Origin of the sequence: Fortiea sp. LEGE XX443 (assembly GCF_015206815.1) — a bacterium.
GTDB lineage: Bacteria > Cyanobacteriota > Cyanobacteriia > Cyanobacteriales > Nostocaceae > Nostoc_B.
The window spans coordinates 28,661-50,182 of the sequence record NZ_JADEXZ010000045.1 but is presented as its reverse complement, the minus strand read 5'-3'; the positions used below and the strand labels follow the sequence as shown (position 1 = coordinate 50,182).

The following is a 21,522-nucleotide window of genomic DNA, read 5'->3' as shown; positions in this document are numbered from 1 at the left end:
AAATCGAATCATCATTGAATTTACTACAAAAAGGGAAGGGAAAGGTTGCCGTTAGCAACCTTTCCCTTCCCCCCACCAGAATGATTATCATTTTCATAAGTTGTATATTTTATTCTCTGGAAGTCCCATAATGGCTTTTGCAAGAGGTCTAGTAACTATGACTCATATACATCCACTGATTTTGACTGCTTTAAACTATTTTGAGTTAAATATTTAGCTCTATCCTTTAGAATTTCTACTAATCCATAAATTTCATCTAGACTCGAAATGGATTTTTTAGCTTCTTTACCATCCACATCAATAATGCCGATATATTTTTTACTGGACTTAACCCTGTTCTGTCACTCTCCGAAAACATTTGCTATTGCTGAATTCTAGAGCTTTTGCATAGCAAGCGATTGGCTTCGCCAGTGCCGTAGGCAATCGCACGATTATTTTCTAATCACAAATACAAGACCCATTTTTTTCTAATAGGATAGCTTGTATTGATTGCCTCATAAGACTTCTAGCAATTGCCCTCCCGGAAAGTGACAAAAGCGGGATAATGTGCATCGCCCCTGATCACAAAATGAGGCAATTTTATAATTTTTAATGGATTATATTTAATTTTGTTATTTTCCCCACCTAATTATGAATAATAAATGGGTGGGCATTGCCCACCCATTAAAAGTTATCTGTCTACAGAACCCATGATTACGTCAATACTACCGAGAATCACCACAACATCTGCAACTTTCATACCCCGCAATAAATGAGGCAGAATTTGCAGGTTGTTGAAATCTGCTGCGCGAATTTTCCAGCGCCAGGGGAAGACATTATCATCACCAATTAGATAAATGCCTAATTCACCTTTACCGCTTTCAACACGGGCATAAACTTCGCCTTTGGGCATTTTGAAAGTGGGGGAAACCTTCTTACCAATGTACTGGTAATCAAAAGCATCCCATTCGGATTTTTTGCCCGCGGCTAGGCGTTTAGCTTCCAGATTTTCGTAGGGGCCGCCGGGTAGTCCTTTGATGGCTTGCTTGATAATCTTCACGGATTCGCGCATTTCCCGCATCCGCACCATGTAACGGGCTAAACAATCGCCAACTGTTTCCCATTGAACGTCCCAGTCAAAATCGTCGTAGCACTCGTAATGGTCAACTTTGCGTAAATCCCATTTCACGCCAGAAGCGCGTAACATTGGGCCAGAAAGCCCCCAGTTAATTGCTTCTTCGCGGGTAATTGTCCCAATACCCTCAATCCGGCGGCGGAAGATGGGGTTATTGGTAACTAATTTTTCATATTCGTCAACTACAGGTAGGAAGTAGTCGCAAAATTCTAGACATTTATCTACCCAACCATAGGGCAAATCAGCAGCCACACCACCAACGCGGAAGTAGTTGTTGTTCACCATCCGATAGCCTGTAGCCGCTTCCCACAAATCGTAAATCATCTCCCGTTCTCGGAACTGGTAAAAGAAGGGAGTTTGTGCGCCCACGTCAGCGAGGAACGGGCCAAACCACAGCAAGTGGTTGGCGATGCGATTTAGTTCCAGCATGATGACGCGGATGTAGCTGGCGCGTTTAGGAACAGCAACACCAGCTAATTTTTCTGGGGCGTTAACAGTGACAGCTTCGTTGAACATTCCCGCTGCGTAGTCCCATCGACTAACGTATGGGACATACATGATGGTGGTGCGGTTCTCAGCAATTTTTTCCATTCCTCGGTGTAGGTAGCCAATCACCGGTTCACAATCAATGACATCTTCGCCATCCAAAGTGACAATTAGCCGCAGAACCCCGTGCATTGAGGGGTGGTGCGGCCCCATATTCAGCACCATCGGTTCAGTGCGGGTTTCTAGTCTTGCCATAAATTCCGTGTTCTCCCATGATCAAAATTTGAATGGAACCGCGTAGATGCCAACCAGACCGATAAAATCGTGTCTGCCAAAATAAAGTTTGTAGGGGCAATATCTTGAGGGTAAACCCTGTACTTATTGCCAATACAGGAGTCTATTGGAGAAGAGGTGGCAGCAGAGAGATTTTATGATGTTTCTTTTTGTTTCACTTCTTCAACTATTATATGGAGCTTGAGATGCCGGAAATTGAGGCATCGGAATTTTTTCAACTCTCTGTTAGTGAATCGAAAAATTTTGCTTCAGGAGAGCGATCGCTAACTTTTATCCAGTTTAAGTACAATTAGAGTAGTTCTTGTAGTTTTGTTCTACTTAGGCTGAGGTTAGCGATCGCCCTTTGGGATATGTGATACCAATTCGTAATTCGTAATGACGCTCGTTCACCCTTGGGGTGCCGTAGGCAAGACTCGCTAACGTAATTCGTCATTAAGAAAGTCAGATACAGTATGGGTTTCGAGGTTTGAATATGTTGCCGGATTTTAGAGAATTGGTATGAGGTGAATAAATCTGTGTGGTAGTATTGTAGGGAAATTCTATTTGGTTTGTGAAGATATTTTTTAACGAACCGCATTAGACACAAAGTGGCTACTCTTACGAGAACGCTTAACGGCGCTAAAAAAAGAAGAGAAAGGTTTCACAAATTATTTAGAACTACTACAGGTTTTTCCCAAGTCTAATGAATTCGGATTCTTCTTCATCGCTGGCTATTGACGAACAAATATTTGCTCATTTACCTGTGTTACCTCAAGAAGTAATTGCAGGTTTAGCGGTGTGTGCAGGAGGTCATTATCTCGATACAACTGTAGGCGGTGGCGGTCACAGTCGCTTGATTTTAGAAACTTTGCCACATACACGAGTCACAGCAATTGATCAAGATGAGGATGCTTTAGCCGCAGCGAAGAAAGAATTAGCTGAGTTTGGAGAACGTGTAAAATTTATTTGCAGTAATTTTGCTGTTTATGAGTTTCCCGCAGCGACTTTTAACGGTATTCTCGCCGATTTAGGGGTGAGTTCTTATCAGTTAGATACGCCGGAACGAGGTTTTAGCTTTCGTCACACTGCAAGTTTAGATATGCGGATGGATAAGCAGGGTTCACTTACTGCTGCTGATGTGATTAATGAGTGGGATGAGGGGGAACTCGCAGACATTTTCTTTAAATACGGTGAAGAACGACTATCTAGACGCATTGCTAGACGCATTGTAGAACGTCGGCCGTTATCCACGACGACAGAACTAGCAGCAGCGATCGCATCTGCTGTTCCACCCAAATACCGTTATGGTAGAATTCACCCCGCAACCCGCGCTTTTCAAGCTTTGCGAATTGTGGTCAATGATGAGTTAAAGTCTCTAGAAACTTTTTTAGAAAAAGCACCAAAGGCGCTGGTTCCTGGTGGGAGAATCGCTGTTATCAGTTTTCATAGTTTAGAAGACCGCTTAGTTAAGCATAGTTTACGCAATTCTCCACTGTTGCGAGTGATTACCAAAAAGCCAATCACCGCACAAGAATCGGAAATTGCCAATAACCCGCGATCGCGTTCTGCAAAACTAAGAATAGCAGAAAGAGTTAACTGAAGTATGAAGTGTGTACTGCTAAAGCAAAACCCGCAGGGTAGTCTAAAGTATGAAATTTTATTTTTTAGCTTTCATTATTTAATCAATAGCCATTGGTCATTTATCATTAGTTGTTATTTCTTCTCTCTGCCGCCTGCTTCTACTCAGTGCATCGTTGTAGCTATATCTACGCCATCACTTTTCAGCAATCCATCTTCCATATAAATGATGCGATCGGCTATATCAAGGATGCGGTTATCGTGGGTAACTAGCAAAATTGTACAACCTTGTTCTTTGGCGAGTTTCTGCATTAATTCCACGACATCGCGCCCAGATTTTTTATCGAGTGCGGCGGTTGGTTCGTCGGCTAAGACTATTTTAGGATGACTGACTAAAGCACGAGCGATCGCAACTCGTTGTTTTTGTCCGCCAGAAAGTTTCTCTGGGTAATAGTTTACACGATCTGCCAAGCCAACTGTTTCTAGCATGGCGATCGCTGTGGCATCAATATCTTGATTGAGGTGTTCATCATGCAATTCTAGAGACATGCGGACATTGTCTTTCGCTGTCAGAAATGTCATCAAATTATGCGCCTGAAAAATATAGCCAATCTGACGACGTAACACTGTCAATTTTCGTTTATTAGCTCCACAAATTTCTTGTTCTAAAATTTTCAAACTACCTTCTTGGGCAGAACGTAGTCCACCCAGTAATGTCAATAAGGTGGTTTTACCAGAACCTGAGGGGCCGGTCATAATCACAATTTCACCCGCATTAATCTCTAAATTAATGTCAAATAAAACTTGTTTTTTTAGTCCACCTTCACCAAAGTAATGATTCAAGTTACGAACTGCAATTACAGGCTCTAAATTAGTGCCTGGATTGTAGGAATTTGCTGAGAGAGATTCTTGCAACATAAAAGTTTGATTATGAAAAAATATCAGCCGGGTCGGCAGCACTTAGTTTACGCATAGCGATCGCCCCAGACACACTACACATGATGACGGTCATCATAAACACTGTAATTGCCCGTTGTGTATTCATGAATATGGGCAGCATAGTGGCAGTGTAGGCGAGTTGATACAGACCTAAAGAAAATAAAAATGCTGGAATAAAACCTAAGAAAGCGAGGAATAATGCTTCTTGAAGTAAGACTACCAAGAGATAGCGATCGGTGTAACCCATTGCTTTGAGGGTGGCGTATTCTGGCAAATGGTCAGAGACATCTGAGTAAAGAATTTGGTAGACAATGACGATGCCGACAATAAAACCAACTCCCACACCTAAATTGAAAATAAAGCCAATACCCGTACCACTAGCCCAGTAGGCTTTTTCGATTTGAGCAAATTCTTCTGGAGTGAGGACTCTGACATCGTTGGGTAATCCAGCTACAAGTCGCGCTTGTATTTTGATAGGATTAGCATCGGGTTTGAGACCAATTAACCCAACTTCAATGCGGTCTGGTTTCCGTTCGGGAAAGATTTGTAAAAAGGTGGAATCACTCGTGATCACGTTACCGTCAGCTGCAAAAGACGCACCATTACTAAAAATTCCCTTAACACTGACTGTTTTATTGTTCAATTCTGTGTCAAATTTGCCTGTTTTCTGGAAAATTTCGCCCACAGCACCATATTCTGGACGACTTGCTTGATCAAACAGAACTTGATTCAACGGTTTGATTGAGTCTAGGTTTTGTTGAATTTCGGGAAAATTAAATGCAGATTTAACCGGATCGATACCCCAAACTAAGATGGCACGTTCTAAACGTGTTTCAGGGTTTCGCCATTGTCCAGTGCTGATATAAACAGGATTCACTGATTGTACGCCATCGTAACCTAATGCTTGGTACAGTCGCTCTCTAGAAAAGCTTTTGACAGAAAATAAAGTTTGAAATTGGGGATTAATTAATACTAAATCGGCCTGTAAACTGCGATGTGGTTTGATAGCCGCATCAAACAACGCCCCTTCAAATCCCATTTGAATAAATATCAGCATGTCGGCAAAGGTAATACCTGCGACTGCTACTAATAGGCGAGTTTTTTCTTTTAATAATTGTCGCCATGCTAAGGGCGTTTTGAGAAATAGTTTGGATAACATATACACACAGATTCGCTTTTTAATAACCCATCGTATCAATCCGCTGTTCAAGCTGGCGCTGGCGCATTAACAAAAATAAGGGAAGACCTAACGAAACACCTACTAAAAGATTACAGGCAACATAAATCCAAAGATTTGACATTTTCAGCTTTGTTCCTTCCGCATATACGAATAGCCATAATACAAAGGATGAAACCAAAACATCCATGCCGAAAAAGCCAGAAATTTTATTTACAAAAAGTTGTTCAAAAAACAGCTTTATGTCAACACCATGTTCCCATAAGAAAGAGATAAACTGTGAGTAAGGTAATATGGTTCCCATAACACAAAGCGCAATGTAAGTAGCTTTAACCATAATTGAATTGACCTAAAAGGTTGATGTTGAAATTTAAAAATTTATTCTTGAAAAACAAGCAAATTTACAGTTCAATTGCTGTTTGTACTTGCAAGTTAGTAAATCCTGCAACTTTTTTACTGTCTTCAGGATTAAGGCGAATTTTTACTTCCACAACTCGGCTATCTAAGTTTTCTCCGGGTTGATTACTAAAAACGTTTTGGCGGTTTACCTGTAAACCAATGTAGAAAACTTCGCCGCGCAGTTCTCCATTAAATGCTTGACTAGTGATTACTGCTGATTGTCCGAGTTTGACTTTGCCGATGTCTGTTTGATAGACTTCTGCCACTGCAATCATCTGTTCGGTTTGCGCTAAGTCTGCAATGCCGTTATCACTCATTTTTTCGCCAACTCTTGTGTGAATTTTGAGGATCTGCCCGTCCATTGGCGCTTTGATATAAGCTGCTTGCAAGTCAGTCTGGGCGCGTTTGAGTGCAGCGATCGCATTTTCAACTTCGGTCTTGGCGGCTTGCACATCAATAGGCCGGACTTCGGCAATACTGGTAAGTGTGGCTTTGGCTTCGCTGACTTGCATTTTGCCAGTGGCGTTAATCCGTGTTAGTGACACTTTGGCTTCGGCTAGTTGTCTACTTGCTGTGGAGTTAATTCGCGCCAAAACTGCTTTGGCTTCGTCTAATTGTTGTTTTGCTGTGTCTACAATCAGGCGCTTACTATCAAAGACGGAATTAGAAATTGCACCTTCGGTGTATAACTTTTGATAACGTTTATCTTCGGCTTGGGCATTTTTAAGTTCTGCCTCTAGCCTCTTAATTGTGGCTTCTTGAGCGATTCTATCGCCTTGCCATTGGGCTTCTATACGGGCGATCGCTTCTCGTTGTCCAATTGTATCTCCTTGAGATTGGGCTTGTAGGCGCTCGATGCTGGCTTGTTGTGCCTTAATTTCGCCAACTTTTGCACCAGCTTTTACTTGATCAAGTTTGGCTTGAGCAACTTTGACTTGTTTTTCTGCCTGGAGTACGGCTGTTTCTAGGCGATCGCGTGAATCTAAAATTGCTACCATCTGTCCGGCTTTGACAATCTCGCCTTCTTTAACTTTCATTTCCATAATGCGATCGCCATCCAAAACCAAGGGCGCAGATAAGCTAATTACTTCTGCTTCTGGTTCTAATCTGCCCAAGGCTGTGACTTTTGGTATAGGTGTAGTAACGACTGTTTCGGGTGAGGTAGTTCGACCAATTTGCCCAAATTGAGAAATGCCATAAACAACAATTCCACCCGTAACAGCCGTGGCAGCAATTACTAACCCCAGTAATTTTTTATTGGCAGGTTTAAGTAGAAAATTTTGTCCCATATTCCCCTCTATAAAATATTTTTCTAATTGACCAAAATATTCATGTCATGTTGTAAATAAACCGTCAACATTTTGCCCAGTAAGGCGCATTGTTCAACGAAATCAATTGTTTCATCACCCCATAATTTCTCCAAAATTAGACCATTTACAAAGCTCAAAATAAATGAAGCTAAAACTTTGTCTTGAACTCCCAAAAATTCACAAGCCGCCTGCTGATAGCGTTTATTAGCACGTTTAAATACACTGTTCTGATTCAGCATTTTCTTTGAGTCTTGATGCTGGCAAAAATCAACCCAAACAAATGTCCATTTAATAAAGTAATCCTCATTTTTTACTAAATATCTTCCCAATGCTGCCATCGCTTCTTGTAGTGTCTCTGTTCCTTCTAACTCTGCCAAAGCCGCACTCACATCCTGCTGCGAAATCTCTTCTACTAATTGCTCAAATAAAGCTTCTTTACTAGGAAAGTAGTGATACAAAGTCCCAGTGGAAACCCCCATACCTTGAGCAATCTGGCGCATGGTAATAGAGCCATAACCTTTTTGGGCAAATAAATCAAAGCATTTGCTGAGAAGTTCTTTACGGTATTGGTCATGGTCAACAATCTTGGGCATGAGTCAAATTTATTTATATCGAACGCTCGTTATTTATAATTTATTAGTGAAAGTAGCCTTTAGTCAAGACATCAATAAAGATATCCACGAAACGGCTATTAATGCGAACAGTTTGCCAACTTTGAGAAAATTATTGGATGTAGTTTCTAAATTTATACTTGTATACAGTTCTTAATGTAAGCTTTACTATCAGCCATGTCAAGCAGAATTAAATGTGCGGTTAGTTTTTAATAAAGAAATAACATCTCCTCCTTGTGCTAACAGCCATGCTAAAGCAAGCCAACTGGATTTTATGTCTTTTTTAGTGGCGATCGCTTCTTCTTCGTCACAACTACTATAAAATTCAGACATCTCCATGCAACCTAGTCCTGTAAAACTTCCAATCCTTGCTTACCGAGTTTTCTAGTTTCCATAGAAAAATCTCCTAATGACTGCACAAAACACAGTTACTTAGGAGTATTTTGCTCGCTAAGTCATCTATCCGCAGAAATACTTGCCAATTAATTGGCTTTTTCTTCTTTTTACTAGTAAGTTTAAATATTAAAGAAGATGGCTATATTATCTAACTTATAGAAATGATCTAAAAATAATTCATTGAATATCAAGTAATAGATATTGAAATAGTTAAGCAGTAAATTTAAGATAATTTGTAACAGTTTTTAAAACTTGGTTTCACTAATAAACTAGGTAATTGAAATTTACCTAGTTAGTGAGAGGTTGTCCTCGTTGCTTACCGGATAAAAAAACAATTATGTTTGATTTAAAAATCGGCTGGCTGGTTCCTGTGGCTTTAACTATAGTCAGTTTAGGGTTGAATGTGCAAAGTGTAAAAGCTCAGGGTGCATATAATTCTTATACATTTAGCGCTGACTACACTACTTCTGTTACTATTGATCAAAACTTCCGACCGGATTTAGGTATTGTTAGAGCAACCATTACAGGTGAAAGTGTAGAACCTGTTCCCTATGGTTTGAATTTCTTTACAAGCAATACTTATGGTAAGCTTGAGCCTATAGAAAACCCAGCCATTAACCGATATACCTTTAATTCAGATCCTGGGGTGTTTGGTTTAAATGAGGAACCAATACTATCTGATCGGTATTATGGTGGTTCCAATGAGTTATTTGGAACAGCAAATGATAGTGCTGAAATTAATTTTGATGAAGGTACAATCAGGGGTGGTGGTACTATAACTGTTTCTGGTGGTACAGGCTTATTCCGGGATGCTACAGGAACGATAACTTTTACCCAGGAAGACATACTCGGCGCACCGGGAACTCCTTCTCAAGGTTTGGCTAAACTGAACTTTAACTTACAAACCTCTCAGCCAGTTCCTGAACCAAAAGCAAGCATAACCTTCATTGGTATGGCTGTTATTGGAATCGGTTTACGAATTAAAGGAAATATTCGCCGCAAAGGCAAAGGTTCACTTTTTAGCGTTGCTGAATCTGAGGATGAATTTACTGTCGGATGAAAAATTTATGGTTATACCCCTCACCGCATAAAAAATATTACGGTAGTATTACTGGATGAGTGAAAAAAGCATGTTATACTGACTAAGCAGTATTACATAAAGTAAAAAACCTGCATAGGCAGGTGAATACATTTATTGACGCTGAACAAAACGCAGCGTCATGTTTACGTATCTATATTAGAGTAGACTAACGTTAAAAACTACTCTCATTTTTATGAGCATTTTGCCACTTTTTAAGTGTTATGTTTTTGGTTAACGAATTTTACTTTATAAGGTAAAAGCGATCGCTAACTTCTTACAACTTCTGTCCTGTGTAGATGGATCGGACTTCACCGTTACGGCGAACAATTGCTTCCCCTTTGTTGACATCTACTAATGTCCAACCACTACTACCGATGGTTTCTCCAACATTAATCCGGCGAGTCACACCGTCAACTTGAAATAAAGCCGCAGATTTATTGCCTAACTCTAACAATCCTTCTAAGGTATGGCTGGGAGCAGGTTGAGAATTTGTTGCCAAATATACTTGCTGAGTGGTTGTTGGTGATGCAACTAAACTGGCAACCTGAGATGGTGTAGAACGTAGTGGAGAAATTGGTAACGCCGGAATCGGGCTTGCAGATTGTCGCACAGTAATAGGGGCGGTACGCACAGCTACAGGTTTGATATCTGGACGCACAGCAGCCAATACATTGACACTGACAGGTTTAGCTGGTTGCTTAACGTTATTTAAAGCTATTCTTACAGCAGTAGGCTGAGTTGTCTGTTTAGCATTGGCTATCGGCGGTAAAGGTAAGGGAGTACCAGGAATCCGCGGTAGTCCGAAGCGCATAGGTGACGGCGCTTGATAAACAGGAATATAGATGCGTTCGACAACGTTAGTTGCAGAACGGTTAGGGGTAGGTGCTGTATTATTGGCAGTGAGAGGGGATGGTAAATTATCAACTGCTGGACTACTAGCGTAGGCAACAGATTGAGGATTAGGATTTACCCTGCTACTGATTCCGGTACGCAGAGATTTTTGATTACCGCTTGCCCTTTGCTGATCGATAATTGCTAACGATCCCAGCAGATAGTCAGCCAAATCTGCCTCAACATCTGCGCGTGTAAGTAATTGCACCTGTGGTAGAGAGAGGTTCGGCTGATTCAATTTGGCAATGAGGAAAGAAATAACTTCGGATTGTAATAGGTAAACTGTACCAGCGATCGCTACACCAATAGCTGTTCCTAAAATCACCAGTTTGCTCAAAACACGTCTGATTTTTTTAGGTCTTCTCATCCCGGAATTCATTACCGGAGCATTAACTACAACTGTACTCCCGTGTTGGTTCCTGACTTGGGGAACGCCTTGTACAATTCGGTTAAGTGCATTTGGCAAGACAATCTGGGGTATGTTTAGTGTTTGCAGAGGCTCGTAATCTGAGTAGTACCAATCGTTTACAGATGTTTCTTCTCTAGAACGCTGTGGTGTGCAACCAGCATACCTGACAGTATGGGAAGACAGAGTGCCACTGACATCCAAAATATCGTCAATATCGGCAAACAGATCATCCATCAAACCATCAGCATAGATTTCAATTGACCAAGGCTCGTTGGCAATCAATTCTTCTGATGGTTCCGGAATGATGAGATGGGTGCTGAATTCTTGTAACATAGGCATGATTTTGGGTTTTGGTTGCCAGGACTAAGCAATGCTATTAATGCCTGGAAATCAGGATTTTGCAAAAATATCAAACTGCCAGCCTAAACTTGACGAGTTTATTTTTATGTGGTATTAAATTCAACTGTAGTCTGGAGATAGCTAGTGATGCCAGTTATGAATTCGTGTCATCGATCATACCAATCTCCTTCCTTATACTATACTCACCTTTGTTAAAACTTTAATTTACATTAATGCCGGAAACTCTTTCTGGTTCTTTGTTTTACGCAATTCTAAATATATTAACAATGCGTTAATATCCGCAGGATTCACACCCCCTATACGGGCAGCCTGGCCAATAGTCAGTGGTTTTACCTTACTGAGTTTTTCCCGTGCTTCTTTAGAAAGAGTATCAATTTTGGCATAATCTAAATCCGCAGGTAGCTGGCGGTGTGCTTGACGGGCAACTTGTTCAATTTGATTTTGTTGTCTGGCGAGATAGCCAGAATATTTAATGTCAATTTCTGCGCCTTCTCTTTCTGCTTGGTTGAGGACGGGATTACCCAAACCGTATCTATCGAGGTCAACATAATGAAACCCTGGTCGCCGCAGCAAGTCAGCTAAGGTAATGGAACCTTTAATTGCTTGTTGAGTGTTAGTGGCGATCGCTTGTCCGATGTCATCATGTTCTTTGATGCGGGTAGTGTATAATCTTTCTTTTTCCGCAGTGATTTGGGCTTGTTTGTTGGTGAATAATTGCCAACGGCGATCGTCAATCAAGCCAACTTCCCGCCCCAACGGTGTCAAACGTTGGTCAGCATTATCAGAACGCAGCAACAAGCGATACTCCGACCTACTAGTGAGCATTCGGTAAGGTTCGCGCAAGTCCTTCGTACACAAATCATCCATCAGCGTACCGATGTAACTTTGCTCACGTGCAAACACAATCATTTCCTGACCCCGCACAAACCGCGCCGCATTAATTCCGGCGACAATTCCTTGGGCGGCTGCTTCCTCATAGCCTGTGGTGCCATTAATTTGCCCTGCACAAAATAGCCCGGCAATCTTCTTCGTCATCATTGTGGGATAACACTGTGTTGCTGGTAAATAATCATACTCCACAGCATAAGCCGGACGCAGCATTACACAGTTTTCCAAACCAGGAAGACTCCGTAGCATTTGTACTTGCAGATTTTCTGGCAACCCAGTCGAAAAACCTTGAATATATAATTCAGGAATATCTCGCCCTTCCGGTTCAATAAAAATCTGGTGGCTTTCCTTATCCACAAAGCGCACAATTTTATCTTCAATACTAGGGCAGTAACGCGGGCCTTTCGCTTCTACCCAACCGCCATACACCGGAGAAAGGTGTAAATTTTTTTGAATTAAACGATGGGTTTCGGCTGTGGTACGAGTCATGTAACAAGACATTTGTTCTCGTTCCACCCACACATCAGGGTCAAAACTAAACCAACGGACTTCCGTATCTCCAGGTTGGATTTCCATCTTACTGTAATCAACCGATCGCCTGTCTACCCTTGCAGGTGTCCCAGTTTTCAACCTGCCAGTTTCAAACCCCAGACGATTTAAAGTTTGTGTCAAACCCTCAGCCGCAAATTCTCCCGCGCGTCCCGCCGCCATTGATTTGTTACCCACCCAAATCTTGCCACCTAAGAATGTGCCAGTGGTCAAAATCACTGTTTTACATTGAAACGCCACACCAAAGTAAGTTTCCACACCGACAACTTCATCGTTTGCGCCCAAGACTAAATCTGTCACCATTCCTTCGCGGATGCTCAAATTTTCTTGGTTCTCAACAATTGCTTTCATCACCGCCGCATATTCGCGCTTGTCTGTTTGGGCGCGTAATGCCCACACCGCCGGCCCCCGTGAGGAGTTGAGGATGCGCTTTTGCAAATATGTCCGGTCTGCTATTTTCCCAATTTCCCCACCGAGTGCATCTATCTCATGAGTTAATTGAGATTTCGCCGGGCCACCAACTGCGGGGTTACAAGGCTGCCAAGCAATTTTATCTAAATTAAGCGTTAATAGCAGAGTTCGACAACCAAGACGCGCAGTAGCCAAGGCGGCTTCACAACCGGAGTGACCTGCACCAACGACAATGACATCATAAGCGTCTTGGAATTCAACACAATTGTGCATGGTCATACTTATACAACAGCAAGCTAAGAGTCAATGATATTTTAGCTGATCCAGTGCTTTCCAGGATGCGCCTTGTTAATAAAAAAGATATCAAAAAAGTCAGTCACCTGATAGTAGTAATTTTCTAGTTTCGGAAATTATAATTATTAGCTAAACCCAGGAAAAAGATTTAGTAAATTACTGCTTATAAGTTTTAGCAGCACTTATTTTTGCTGTACATTTACAGACAAGACTCATTGGATATATTTACACTTTTAGCAATTAATGAAACAACTACAGAAAAAAGTAAAATTTATCCTGACTGCTATTTTTATTTGTTTGATATTGGTTGCTAGTAACAGTATTCATCGTCAAATAGTGACATATAAGCAAGTAATAAATCAATGCTTAGTTGCAGTAAATTCAGATTGTAGCGCTAATGCCCAAGAACTAATCTTACCTGTAGTTCCTAGCCCATCATTGAATGACCAAGAACGTTTTGTAGCTGCAATTGTGCAGAAATTAAAAGTAATTCCTGAACCTGGGACGTATGAATATATTTTATTACGCTCTTATGGTGCTGCGTTTGTCAATCCAGCAGATGATGTTAAATTACCGCCAACAGTGCTTTTAAATAGTGAAGAAGAAACGAAAGAATTCCAAACACAATTAATATTACAAAAGGTTGTTGGGACAAATAATTGTTATTTACAAAAAGCAGCAGCAGACGCTTTAAATAAGGCAAGATTACAGTATAATATTCCGTTAAAATCAGGCTATGGTGCTAGTGATTGTACTCGGAGTTTTGCCACAAATTCTAGATTTTGGTATAAATATGCTAACAATAAAACGTTAGAAAAAGTCAAACAAGGTAAAGAAACAAAAATTTTGAGTGTGGTTGCACCGCCAGGCGCATCGCAACATCTTTGGGGTTTAGCAATTGATTTAGGCGTGTCTAACACCAAGCAAAGACAAATTCTCAATCAAAATGGTTGGTTTCAAACGGTAGTTAAAGATGTACCGCACTGGACTTATTTAGGTGTATCAGTAGAAGATTTACCAAAATTAGGTTTTAAAAATCAAGTTGTGCAGGGTATTACTTATTGGTTGACACCTTTATAAAAAGGAACTAATAAAGGCTGTAATTTGTTAACTATAGCGCTTAATAAAAATTATTGCCGTTAATGGCATGTATATAATTAATTTTGATAAAACAGGACTTACGCAAAATTATGAAAAAACGAACCACATAGACGCGGTAGCGGTGAAGCAGCGAGGTCTTGGGGGTTTCCCCCATGAGCGACTGCTGAACCCGAAGGGCTTCCCGCAGGGTAGGACGCATAGACGCAATAGCGGCTTCTCGTAGAGTAGGACACAAAGAAATAAGAGTTTCAGAGAATTATTGCGTAAGTCCTATAAAAAACAAAATATTGAGTATAAAGTCTGGAATTGCTCACGAAAGGAGTAACTAGATGACGCAAATCAGTTCAGACATAGGGGAAAGTTTATTTGCTGGTGATGGGGAGATGTGTACTTTAATGCGATCGCACGATTGGTCGCAAACACCCCTTGGTGCTGTGGAGCAATGGCCGCAAAGCTTACGCACTACTGTTAGCATTTTGTTAAATTCTCGTTACCCTATGTTTACATTTTGGGGGTCACAATTAGTCAAACTTTATAACGATGCTTACCGTCCTGTTTTAGGTTCAACAAAACACCCGCAAGCCTTGGGAATGCCCGCAAACGAAGTCTGGCCTGAAATTTGGGATGCGATTGGGCCTCTAGTTGAACAAGTAGTCACCAAAGGAGAATCCACTTGGTTTGATAATTTTCAGTTATTCATGCACCGCAGTGGCTATTTAGAAGAAACTTACTTTACTTTCTCTTATAGTCCTATTCGAGACGAAACAGGCGGGATTGGTGGCTTGTTTTGTGCTTGTACCGAAACCACAAAACAAGTTTTAAGCGATCGCCGACTTCGGACTCTGCGCGATTTAGCAGCGCAAACAGGTAAAGCCAAAACGGTCAAAACAGCTTGTGAGATAGCAATCAAAACTTTGGGCAACAATGCCGCAGATATCCCTTTTGCACTGCTATATTTACTTGATGCTGAAGGCAAACAAGCTGAATTAGTAGGCGCTACAGGATTAGTAGCCAATACTCCCGCCAGTCCCAGTTTAATTGATTTGATGGACTTGACTACATCGCCTTGGCCTTTAGCTGAAGTAGTGAATACGGCAGATGTCCAACAAGTTACAGATTTAACAGCACGATTTGGAGAACTGCCGGTAGGTGTTTGGCAGGAATCTCCCCACACCGCTTTAGTTTTACCTGTCGCCTCTCCTGGACAAGAGCAACCCACAGCATTATTAGTAGTAGGTATTAGTTCCCGACGGGTTTTGGATGACGATTACCAAGGGTTTTTGGAATTGGTGGCGGGACAAGTAGTATCAGCAATAGCAGATGCTCGTGCTTATGAAGCCGAACTGAAAAAAGCTGAAGCTTTGGCAGAAATTGACCGCGCCAAGACTGTGTTTTTTAGCAATGTTTCCCATGAATTTCGTACACCCCTAACCTTGATGTTGGCTCCTTTAGAAGATGCTTTAGCTGATACATCGCCCCATTGTCAGCAACACAACGCGATCGCCTCGAAATTGTCCAGCGCAACGGCTTACGCTTGTTGAAACTAGTTAACACGCTTCTGGATTTCTCACGCATTGAAGCCGGACGAATTCAAGCAGTATATGAACTAACAGATTTAGCAAGCTTGACAGCCGAACTTGCGAGTAACTTTCGTTCTTTAATTGAACGGGCTGGTATGTCGTTGATAGTAGAATGTCCACCTCTTGGCGAACCGATTTACGTTGATCGGGAAATGTGGGAAAAAATTGTGCTGAATCTGTTGTCAAATGCTTTTAAATTTACCTTGAAAGGAAGTATTAGCATTTATTTACAAAGTTTTAGCGATCACATTGAATTAACAGTCATAGATACAGGCATTGGCATTCCCCCAGAGGAAATACCACATTTATTTGAGTGCTTTCACCGCGTCAAAGGTGCTCAAGGACGCAGTTTTGAAGGTTCAGGCATTGGTTTATCACTGGTGTTGGAGTTAGTCAAACTACATGGCGGTAGCATTTATGTCACCAGCGAACTAAAACAGGGCAGTTGTTTTATAGTATCAATTCCCACAGGCTGCACACATCTGCCCAGCGATCGCATTAGTGCATCCCGGACATTAACATCAACAGCCCTGGGAGCCATGCCTTATGTTGAAGAGGCTTGGCGGTGGTTACCAGAAGATAGTACTGAATTGAACATACTCAGGTTTGAGATAGAAACGACAAAACAGCAGCAAGAAACCAAAAGTCAAAACAACACAAACACTCAGCACCTTCATTCTGCACACATTCTCGTAGTTGATGACAATGCTGATATGCGAGACTACTTAAAGCGGTTACTTCAGCAACGCTATCAAGTAGAAGCAGTAGAAGATGGCATGGCAGCGCTGATAGCAATTCAGCAAAGCCTTCCCAATTTAGTCTTAACAGATGTCATGATGTCTGGTTTACATGGCTTTGGACTATTGCGAGAACTGCGGCATGATCCTCAAACGCGAGAATTGCCGATTATCTTACTTTCTGCTCGTGCTGGTGAAGAAGCGCGGATTGAAGGGTTACAAGCAGGAGCCGATGATTACCTTACCAAACCTTTTTCTACTCGTGAACTACTGGCACGCATAGAAGCTACATTAAAAATGGCAGAGATTCGCAAACAAGCATCTCTGCGAGAACAAACACTGCGTCTGGAAGCAGAAACAATTGCTACACGATTATCTCGCATTTTAGAAAGTATGACAGATGCTTTTGTAGCACTGGATAAAGACTGGCGCATTATTTACCAAAATGCCGAAGGAGAACGCATTAACAAAAAGCCCCGCGACCAAGTGTTAGGAAAAACTCTTTGGGAAGAATGGCCAGCCGCCGTAGGCAGTGCTTTAGAATACAACTACAGATATGCAATAGCAAATCAAGTTCCTGTCCACTTTGAACATTGCTACTACTCGCCGCCTGATTATGATGTGTGGCTAGAAGTTCATGCTTACCCATCACCTGACGGATTAGGAATTTTTTATCGTGATATTGGCGATCGCAAACGTGCCGAAGCAGAATTGAGAAAATCTCATGAACAGCTAGAAATTCGAGTTTCAGAACGTACAGCCGAGTTAAGTCAAATCAATGCTCACTTACAACAAAGTGAATCAACTCTGCGGAGCTTCTTTAATAGTAGCTCAATGATGATGGGGATTATTGAGTTATATGAAAACGACATTTTGTACATTTCTGTTAACCAAGCCACTGCTGATTTTTTGGGTTTAACAGTTGAAGCCATGCAAAATTTATTTGTTAGTCAGATGGGAGTACCACAAATAGCTATTCAAGAATGGATTCGACATTATCGTAAATCTCAGCAAATACAAGCCCCTGTCAAATTTGAATATTTATATAATTTGGATGAGCCACATCGTTGGCTATCTGTGAGTGTCTGCCCAATTGCTGTTAGCTCTACAGGAAATCCGAGATTTTCTTATCTGAGTGAAGATGTTAGTGATGCCCGTCGGCAAGCTACGCAACGCAAACAAGCCCAAGAACAAATTGAAGCATCATTACGAGAAAAAGAAGTATTACTTAAAGAAATTCACCATCGCGTCAAGAATAATCTTGGTATTGTCAGCAGTTTATTACAAATGCAACGCCGACGCACCCAAGAACCTCAAGCGATCGCAATCCTGCGCGAGAGTCAAAATCGCATTGCCTCTATTGCCTTAATACACGAAAAACTTTACCGTTCTCAAGATTTAGCTAACATCGATTTTTCTCAATATATTCCTGATTTAACTATTCATTTATTTGATTCGTATAATGTTAACTCTAGTCAGATCAAACTCAATCTGCAAATTCAGAATGTAAGTTTGGACATTGAAAGTGCTATCCCTTACGGATTAATTATTAATGAATTAGTTTCTAATGCTTTAAAATACGCTTTTCCTGAGCAACGTACAGGAGAAATATTAGTAAAATTATTTCAAGACGAGCAAAATTTAATCCTGATTATTCGAGATAATGGTGTAGGTTTATCTCCAGATTTTGATACTAAAAAAACAAAAACATTGGGGATTACACTTGTTCAAGGTTTAGTAAAACAACTGAGAGGAACAATAGAAATTAACTCCCACCAAGCCACAGAATTTAAAATTACACTGAATAAAGACAGGCAGTAATCATAAACTGCATAGAACAAGATAGAACAGAAGGCAGAATAATAATTTATTACTCAGCACTCAGCACGCTGCTCAACTCCCGCTACCGCTAACAGCACTCAGCACTTTGGAATACTACAATAAAATAGTCACACTCAATCTTGGAGTTTTGGCAGTGGGCTTATTTGATGATTTGAGTCGGTTTTTAGAAAACCGTTTAGAGGAATTCTTGCGGAATAATCCGCATTTGGAGTTAGAGGCGCTGCTAGAGCAACTGCGTCAGCAAGAAGAGGATACTTTAAAGTTGATAGCAGATTTACAAGTACAAGAAAAGCGATCGCAAGACGAAATTCTCTCCACTGCTCAAGAAATTCAGCGTTGGCACATCCGCGTACAAAAAGCCAAAGATGCAGGTAGACAAGACTTAGCCGCCGCCGCCCAAGAAAGAGAAGCAGCCTTACTGCGGGAAGGAAACCAAAAATGGGGACACATGCAAGGCTTAAAAGAACGCATCAACCAATCTCAAGAACTATTGCGGAAAATCCAGGTACGGCGACAGGAAGTTCAAGCCAAAGCCGCACAAGCTCAGACAACACGCGCTCAAACTCAAGCCCAGCAACAACGCATAGAAACTGATGGTTGGTGGAATTCATCTCCAAGTTCTTCTAGTAGTTTTGATGACTTAGAAGAAAAGTTTCGTCGCTGGGAAACGGAAGACGAATTAGAGCAAATGAAGCGTAATCTAGGCAGAAAGTGAGCATAAGCTGTTATCAACCTAAATTGTACATTCAAACAGCAGGGAGCAGGGGAAAGAAATTGACATTTTTCTCCTAAATCAAAAATATGCAAGTTAAATGTGGAACAGCTTAGTAAAGGATTTGAATTTTTGGTGTTGCATAAATGCGGGATGATTTTCTTATATTTATCTTTCAAAACCTCTTCTTCTCGACGAGACGCTGCGCGTTGGCGGAAGCCTCTCGTAGAGAATGCGTACTTTGCGTACTTTGCGGTTCATTATTTCATCCCTAAATTCAGCAACGCCGAATTTTTATTTTTCTCACTGCATTCTGGCGCGTGACTCCTAAATCCTGGTTAGAGAGTCACAATAGTCAAAGAAGCCCATATTTTGTTTCTAAAAATGTCTGCTAAACCCACGGATACTAAAAGTCGAAGTCCAATTCAATCTGGTGAGTGGCCGATTGAACAATTACCAGGATTGAGTCAGGAAGAACAATCTCATCTCCAAATTTGCGGAATTAAAACTACAAGAGGACTATTTAACCAAGGAAAAACTCTGGAAGCTAGGCTAGTTTTAGCTAGTAAATTACAGGTTAATCTTCAGTATGTAAATAAATGGGTAGCGTTAGCTGATTTATCCCGAATTCCTAGTGTTGGCACACAATATTGTGGTTTATTGCTTCATGCAGGTATCGCTTCTGTAGCACAATTAGCCGACACTCCTACTCACAGATTGCACAGACAGATTATGCGTTTGCAAGTAGCAACTCTGCAACGACGGGACTTGTGTCCATCGGTTGAGTTAGTTCAACAATGGAGTCAACAAGCAAAAATAGTGCTGAGTGCTGAGTAATAAATTACCATTCTGCCTTCTGTCTCCTGCATCATTCTTTCACTAATACTCCATTGAGAAAGATATCAGCGAGTCCTTCGGCCATATGCTGCATTTCTTGGGGAGAAGCGTCGGGTTCCATGAGGGTGTTGTTAGAAAAACCTGCGATCGCAAACATTCCCAGGAACACTTTAGCAACAAGCTTGGCATCGGTTTGGCGATAAATGCCTCTATCCATTGCAGTTTGAAAAAATGCTTCGGCCACATCTGTCATTTTATTAATGACTTCTAACTGAATGCGATCGCGTAAATCGGGGTGAAACTGCACTTCCATAAAACAAACCCGCATCAAATCAGCGTTTTTCTGGAAATTCCACATCCGGCGGCGCATTACCTGAGCTACCGCTTTATAGCTGCCCATTTCACTTAATTCCGTTAGCAAATCTGTTAAAATTTCTACCCAGCCACTAGTAGCTACCTCTACCAAAATTGCCTTCTTATTAGAAAAATGGCGAAATAGTGTACCCTCAGCTACCCCAGCTGCTTGCGCTAAATCACGGGTGGTAGTTCCATCAAATCCTTGAGCAGCAAACAATCGCCTAGCCGCTTGTAAAATGCGGGTACGTGTTTGTGCTTCTGAGGGTGGGGGAGAATTAAAAACTCGCATAACAGTTATTGTGAGATTACTGTGAGATTTCCGGAATCCGACTGGTAGCATTATTGTCTAACGTCGAGTCCAAAAATCCCAGAAAGCTTAATACAAGATTAACGCCCTGTTGAGTTATTCGTATATTTCAGATCAAAGCAATCATAATCATGGATTTATCAGAGGAATTTAACGGCTAAAAAGTAATTTACCGCAACGTTCATTGGCGGGGACTGCTTCCATAATTTTTTTTGGTTCAGGTAAATCTACACTGGCCATAAACTCAATGAAGTTTTGGCGATCGCGCCCAACAAATCGAGGATTCCAGCGTTTTTCTTCGCCAATGGTAGATACTCCATGTCCACGATAGTCATGACAAGGATATACCAAAGTCTCATCTGGTAAAGTAAATAATCTTTGTGTTACTGAGTCAAATAAAATTCCCGCATCACCACTTTGAAAATCGGTTCGTCCACAGCCACGAATAAACAAGGCATCTCCAGTTAAAACTTTATCTTGATTAACTAAATACGCCATGTGGCTATCTGTATGGCCTGGTGTGGCGATCGCCTCAATTTTCATATTTGCCAATTTTAGGATTTCTCCATCTTGAATGTGCCTATTCGCACAACTGGCTTGAGCTTTGTCTGGAACAATCCCCAAACAACCAGTCATTTCCCGCAATTTGGCTGTACCTGTAATATGGTCTGCATGGATGTGGGTTTCTAAGCAGTAACGCAGAGATAAACCCAATTCTCTAAGTAGTTGCAAATCGCGTTCGACTTGCTCCAGAACCGGATCAACCAAAATAGCTTCTTGAGTTTGTTGCTCGGCAAGTAGATAAGTGTAAGTACTGCTTTCTTTGTCAAATAATTGTCTGAATAACATAATGTTTTCTCCTGCAACAGTAGGAAACTTCAAT

General features: G+C 41.2%; 19 protein-coding genes. 7 read left to right on the top strand and 12 right to left on the bottom strand.

The genetic code is table 11. The features are described from left to right. Positions 1-155: 155 nt before the first annotated feature. Both IQ259_RS27220 and IQ259_RS17040 read right to left on the bottom strand, forming a co-directional pair. Positions 156-296, bottom strand: a complete 141-nt coding sequence (locus tag IQ259_RS27220) for a hypothetical protein (protein WP_228014595.1) — start codon at positions 294-296, stop codon at positions 156-158. A gap of 374 nt (positions 297-670) precedes the next feature. Next, positions 671-1,855 carry an NAD(P)H-quinone oxidoreductase subunit H gene (locus IQ259_RS17040; protein WP_193886833.1) on the bottom strand — a complete coding sequence of 395 codons (1,185 nt, stop codon included), beginning with the start codon at positions 1,853-1,855 and terminating at the stop codon, positions 671-673. A gap of 721 nt (positions 1,856-2,576) precedes the next feature. Between IQ259_RS17040 and rsmH the strand changes: the two genes are divergently transcribed. Further along, positions 2,577-3,473 carry a 16S rRNA (cytosine(1402)-N(4))-methyltransferase RsmH gene (gene rsmH, locus IQ259_RS17035; protein ID WP_193886831.1) on the top strand — a complete coding sequence of 299 codons (897 nt, stop codon included), beginning with the start codon at positions 2,577-2,579 and terminating at the stop codon, positions 3,471-3,473. A gap of 143 nt (positions 3,474-3,616) precedes the next feature. On the opposite strand, the gene IQ259_RS17030 is transcribed toward rsmH, so the two are convergent. The 6 genes from IQ259_RS17030 to IQ259_RS27215 form a co-directional block, all read right to left on the bottom strand. Continuing rightward, on the bottom strand, positions 3,617-4,369 hold the full coding sequence (locus tag IQ259_RS17030; RefSeq protein WP_193886829.1) for a DevA family ABC transporter ATP-binding protein: 753 nt from the start codon (positions 4,367-4,369) through the stop codon (positions 3,617-3,619). A gap of 10 nt (positions 4,370-4,379) precedes the next feature. Continuing rightward, positions 4,380-5,549, bottom strand: a complete 1,170-nt coding sequence (gene devC, locus IQ259_RS17025) for an ABC transporter permease DevC (protein WP_193886827.1) — start codon at positions 5,547-5,549, stop codon at positions 4,380-4,382. Between the two features lie 19 nt (positions 5,550-5,568). Then, on the bottom strand, positions 5,569-5,904 hold the full coding sequence (locus IQ259_RS17020; protein WP_193886825.1) for a DUF2834 domain-containing protein: 336 nt from the start codon (positions 5,902-5,904) through the stop codon (positions 5,569-5,571). Positions 5,905-5,968: 64 nt separating this feature from the next. Further along, on the bottom strand, positions 5,969-7,255 hold the full coding sequence (locus tag IQ259_RS17015) for an ABC exporter membrane fusion protein (RefSeq protein ID WP_193886824.1): 1,287 nt from the start codon (positions 7,253-7,255) through the stop codon (positions 5,969-5,971). Positions 7,256-7,278: 23 nt separating this feature from the next. Next, positions 7,279-7,869 carry a TetR/AcrR family transcriptional regulator gene (locus tag IQ259_RS17010; RefSeq protein WP_193886822.1) on the bottom strand — a complete coding sequence of 197 codons (591 nt, stop codon included), beginning with the start codon at positions 7,867-7,869 and terminating at the stop codon, positions 7,279-7,281. 198 nt (positions 7,870-8,067) lie between these two features. Further along, positions 8,068-8,220: a hypothetical protein gene (locus IQ259_RS27215; RefSeq protein ID WP_228014594.1), complete on the bottom strand. Its 153-nt coding sequence runs from the start codon at positions 8,218-8,220 to the stop codon at positions 8,068-8,070. 400 nt (positions 8,221-8,620) lie between these two features. Here IQ259_RS27215 and IQ259_RS17000 point away from each other — a divergent pair, with 400 nt between their 5' ends. Continuing rightward, positions 8,621-9,343, top strand: coding sequence for a hypothetical protein (locus tag IQ259_RS17000; RefSeq protein ID WP_193886820.1), 723 nt, complete (start codon positions 8,621-8,623; stop codon positions 9,341-9,343). Positions 9,344-9,638: 295 nt separating this feature from the next. On the opposite strand, the gene IQ259_RS16995 is transcribed toward IQ259_RS17000, so the two are convergent. Continuing rightward, positions 9,639-11,003, bottom strand: a complete 1,365-nt coding sequence (locus IQ259_RS16995; RefSeq protein WP_339383924.1) for a hypothetical protein — start codon at positions 11,001-11,003, stop codon at positions 9,639-9,641. A gap of 225 nt (positions 11,004-11,228) precedes the next feature. Continuing rightward, positions 11,229-13,151, bottom strand: a complete 1,923-nt coding sequence (gene mnmG, locus IQ259_RS16990) for a tRNA uridine-5-carboxymethylaminomethyl(34) synthesis enzyme MnmG (protein WP_193886818.1) — start codon at positions 13,149-13,151, stop codon at positions 11,229-11,231. Between the two features lie 258 nt (positions 13,152-13,409). Between mnmG and IQ259_RS16985 the strand changes: the two genes are divergently transcribed. From IQ259_RS16985 to IQ259_RS16965, 5 genes are all read left to right on the top strand, one after another. Further along, the gene (locus IQ259_RS16985; RefSeq protein ID WP_193886816.1) at positions 13,410-14,246 is read left to right on the top strand and encodes a D-alanyl-D-alanine carboxypeptidase family protein; all 837 of its coding nucleotides are present in this window, start codon (positions 13,410-13,412) and stop codon (positions 14,244-14,246) included. 350 nt (positions 14,247-14,596) lie between these two features. Further along, on the top strand, positions 14,597-15,808 hold the full coding sequence (locus IQ259_RS27210; protein ID WP_228014593.1) for a GAF domain-containing protein: 1,212 nt from the start codon (positions 14,597-14,599) through the stop codon (positions 15,806-15,808). Continuing rightward, positions 15,748-18,405, top strand: coding sequence for an ATP-binding protein (locus tag IQ259_RS27205; protein ID WP_228014592.1), 2,658 nt, complete (start codon positions 15,748-15,750; stop codon positions 18,403-18,405). The genes IQ259_RS27210 and IQ259_RS27205 overlap by 61 nt, the downstream gene beginning before the upstream one ends. A gap of 154 nt (positions 18,406-18,559) precedes the next feature. Next, on the top strand, positions 18,560-19,141 hold the full coding sequence (locus tag IQ259_RS16970; protein WP_193886837.1) for a TIGR04376 family protein: 582 nt from the start codon (positions 18,560-18,562) through the stop codon (positions 19,139-19,141). 381 nt (positions 19,142-19,522) lie between these two features. Beyond that, positions 19,523-19,975: a DUF4332 domain-containing protein gene (locus IQ259_RS16965; protein WP_193886814.1), complete on the top strand. Its 453-nt coding sequence runs from the start codon at positions 19,523-19,525 to the stop codon at positions 19,973-19,975. A gap of 31 nt (positions 19,976-20,006) precedes the next feature. Here the strand turns inward: IQ259_RS16965 and IQ259_RS16960 are convergent, their stop codons facing one another. Together IQ259_RS16960 and IQ259_RS16955 are read right to left on the bottom strand one after the other, a co-directional pair. Further along, positions 20,007-20,621: a TetR/AcrR family transcriptional regulator gene (locus IQ259_RS16960; RefSeq protein WP_193886812.1), complete on the bottom strand. Its 615-nt coding sequence runs from the start codon at positions 20,619-20,621 to the stop codon at positions 20,007-20,009. Between the two features lie 168 nt (positions 20,622-20,789). After that, the gene (locus tag IQ259_RS16955; protein ID WP_193886810.1) at positions 20,790-21,488 is read right to left on the bottom strand and encodes an MBL fold metallo-hydrolase; all 699 of its coding nucleotides are present in this window, start codon (positions 21,486-21,488) and stop codon (positions 20,790-20,792) included. Positions 21,489-21,522: the final 34 nt, after the last annotated feature.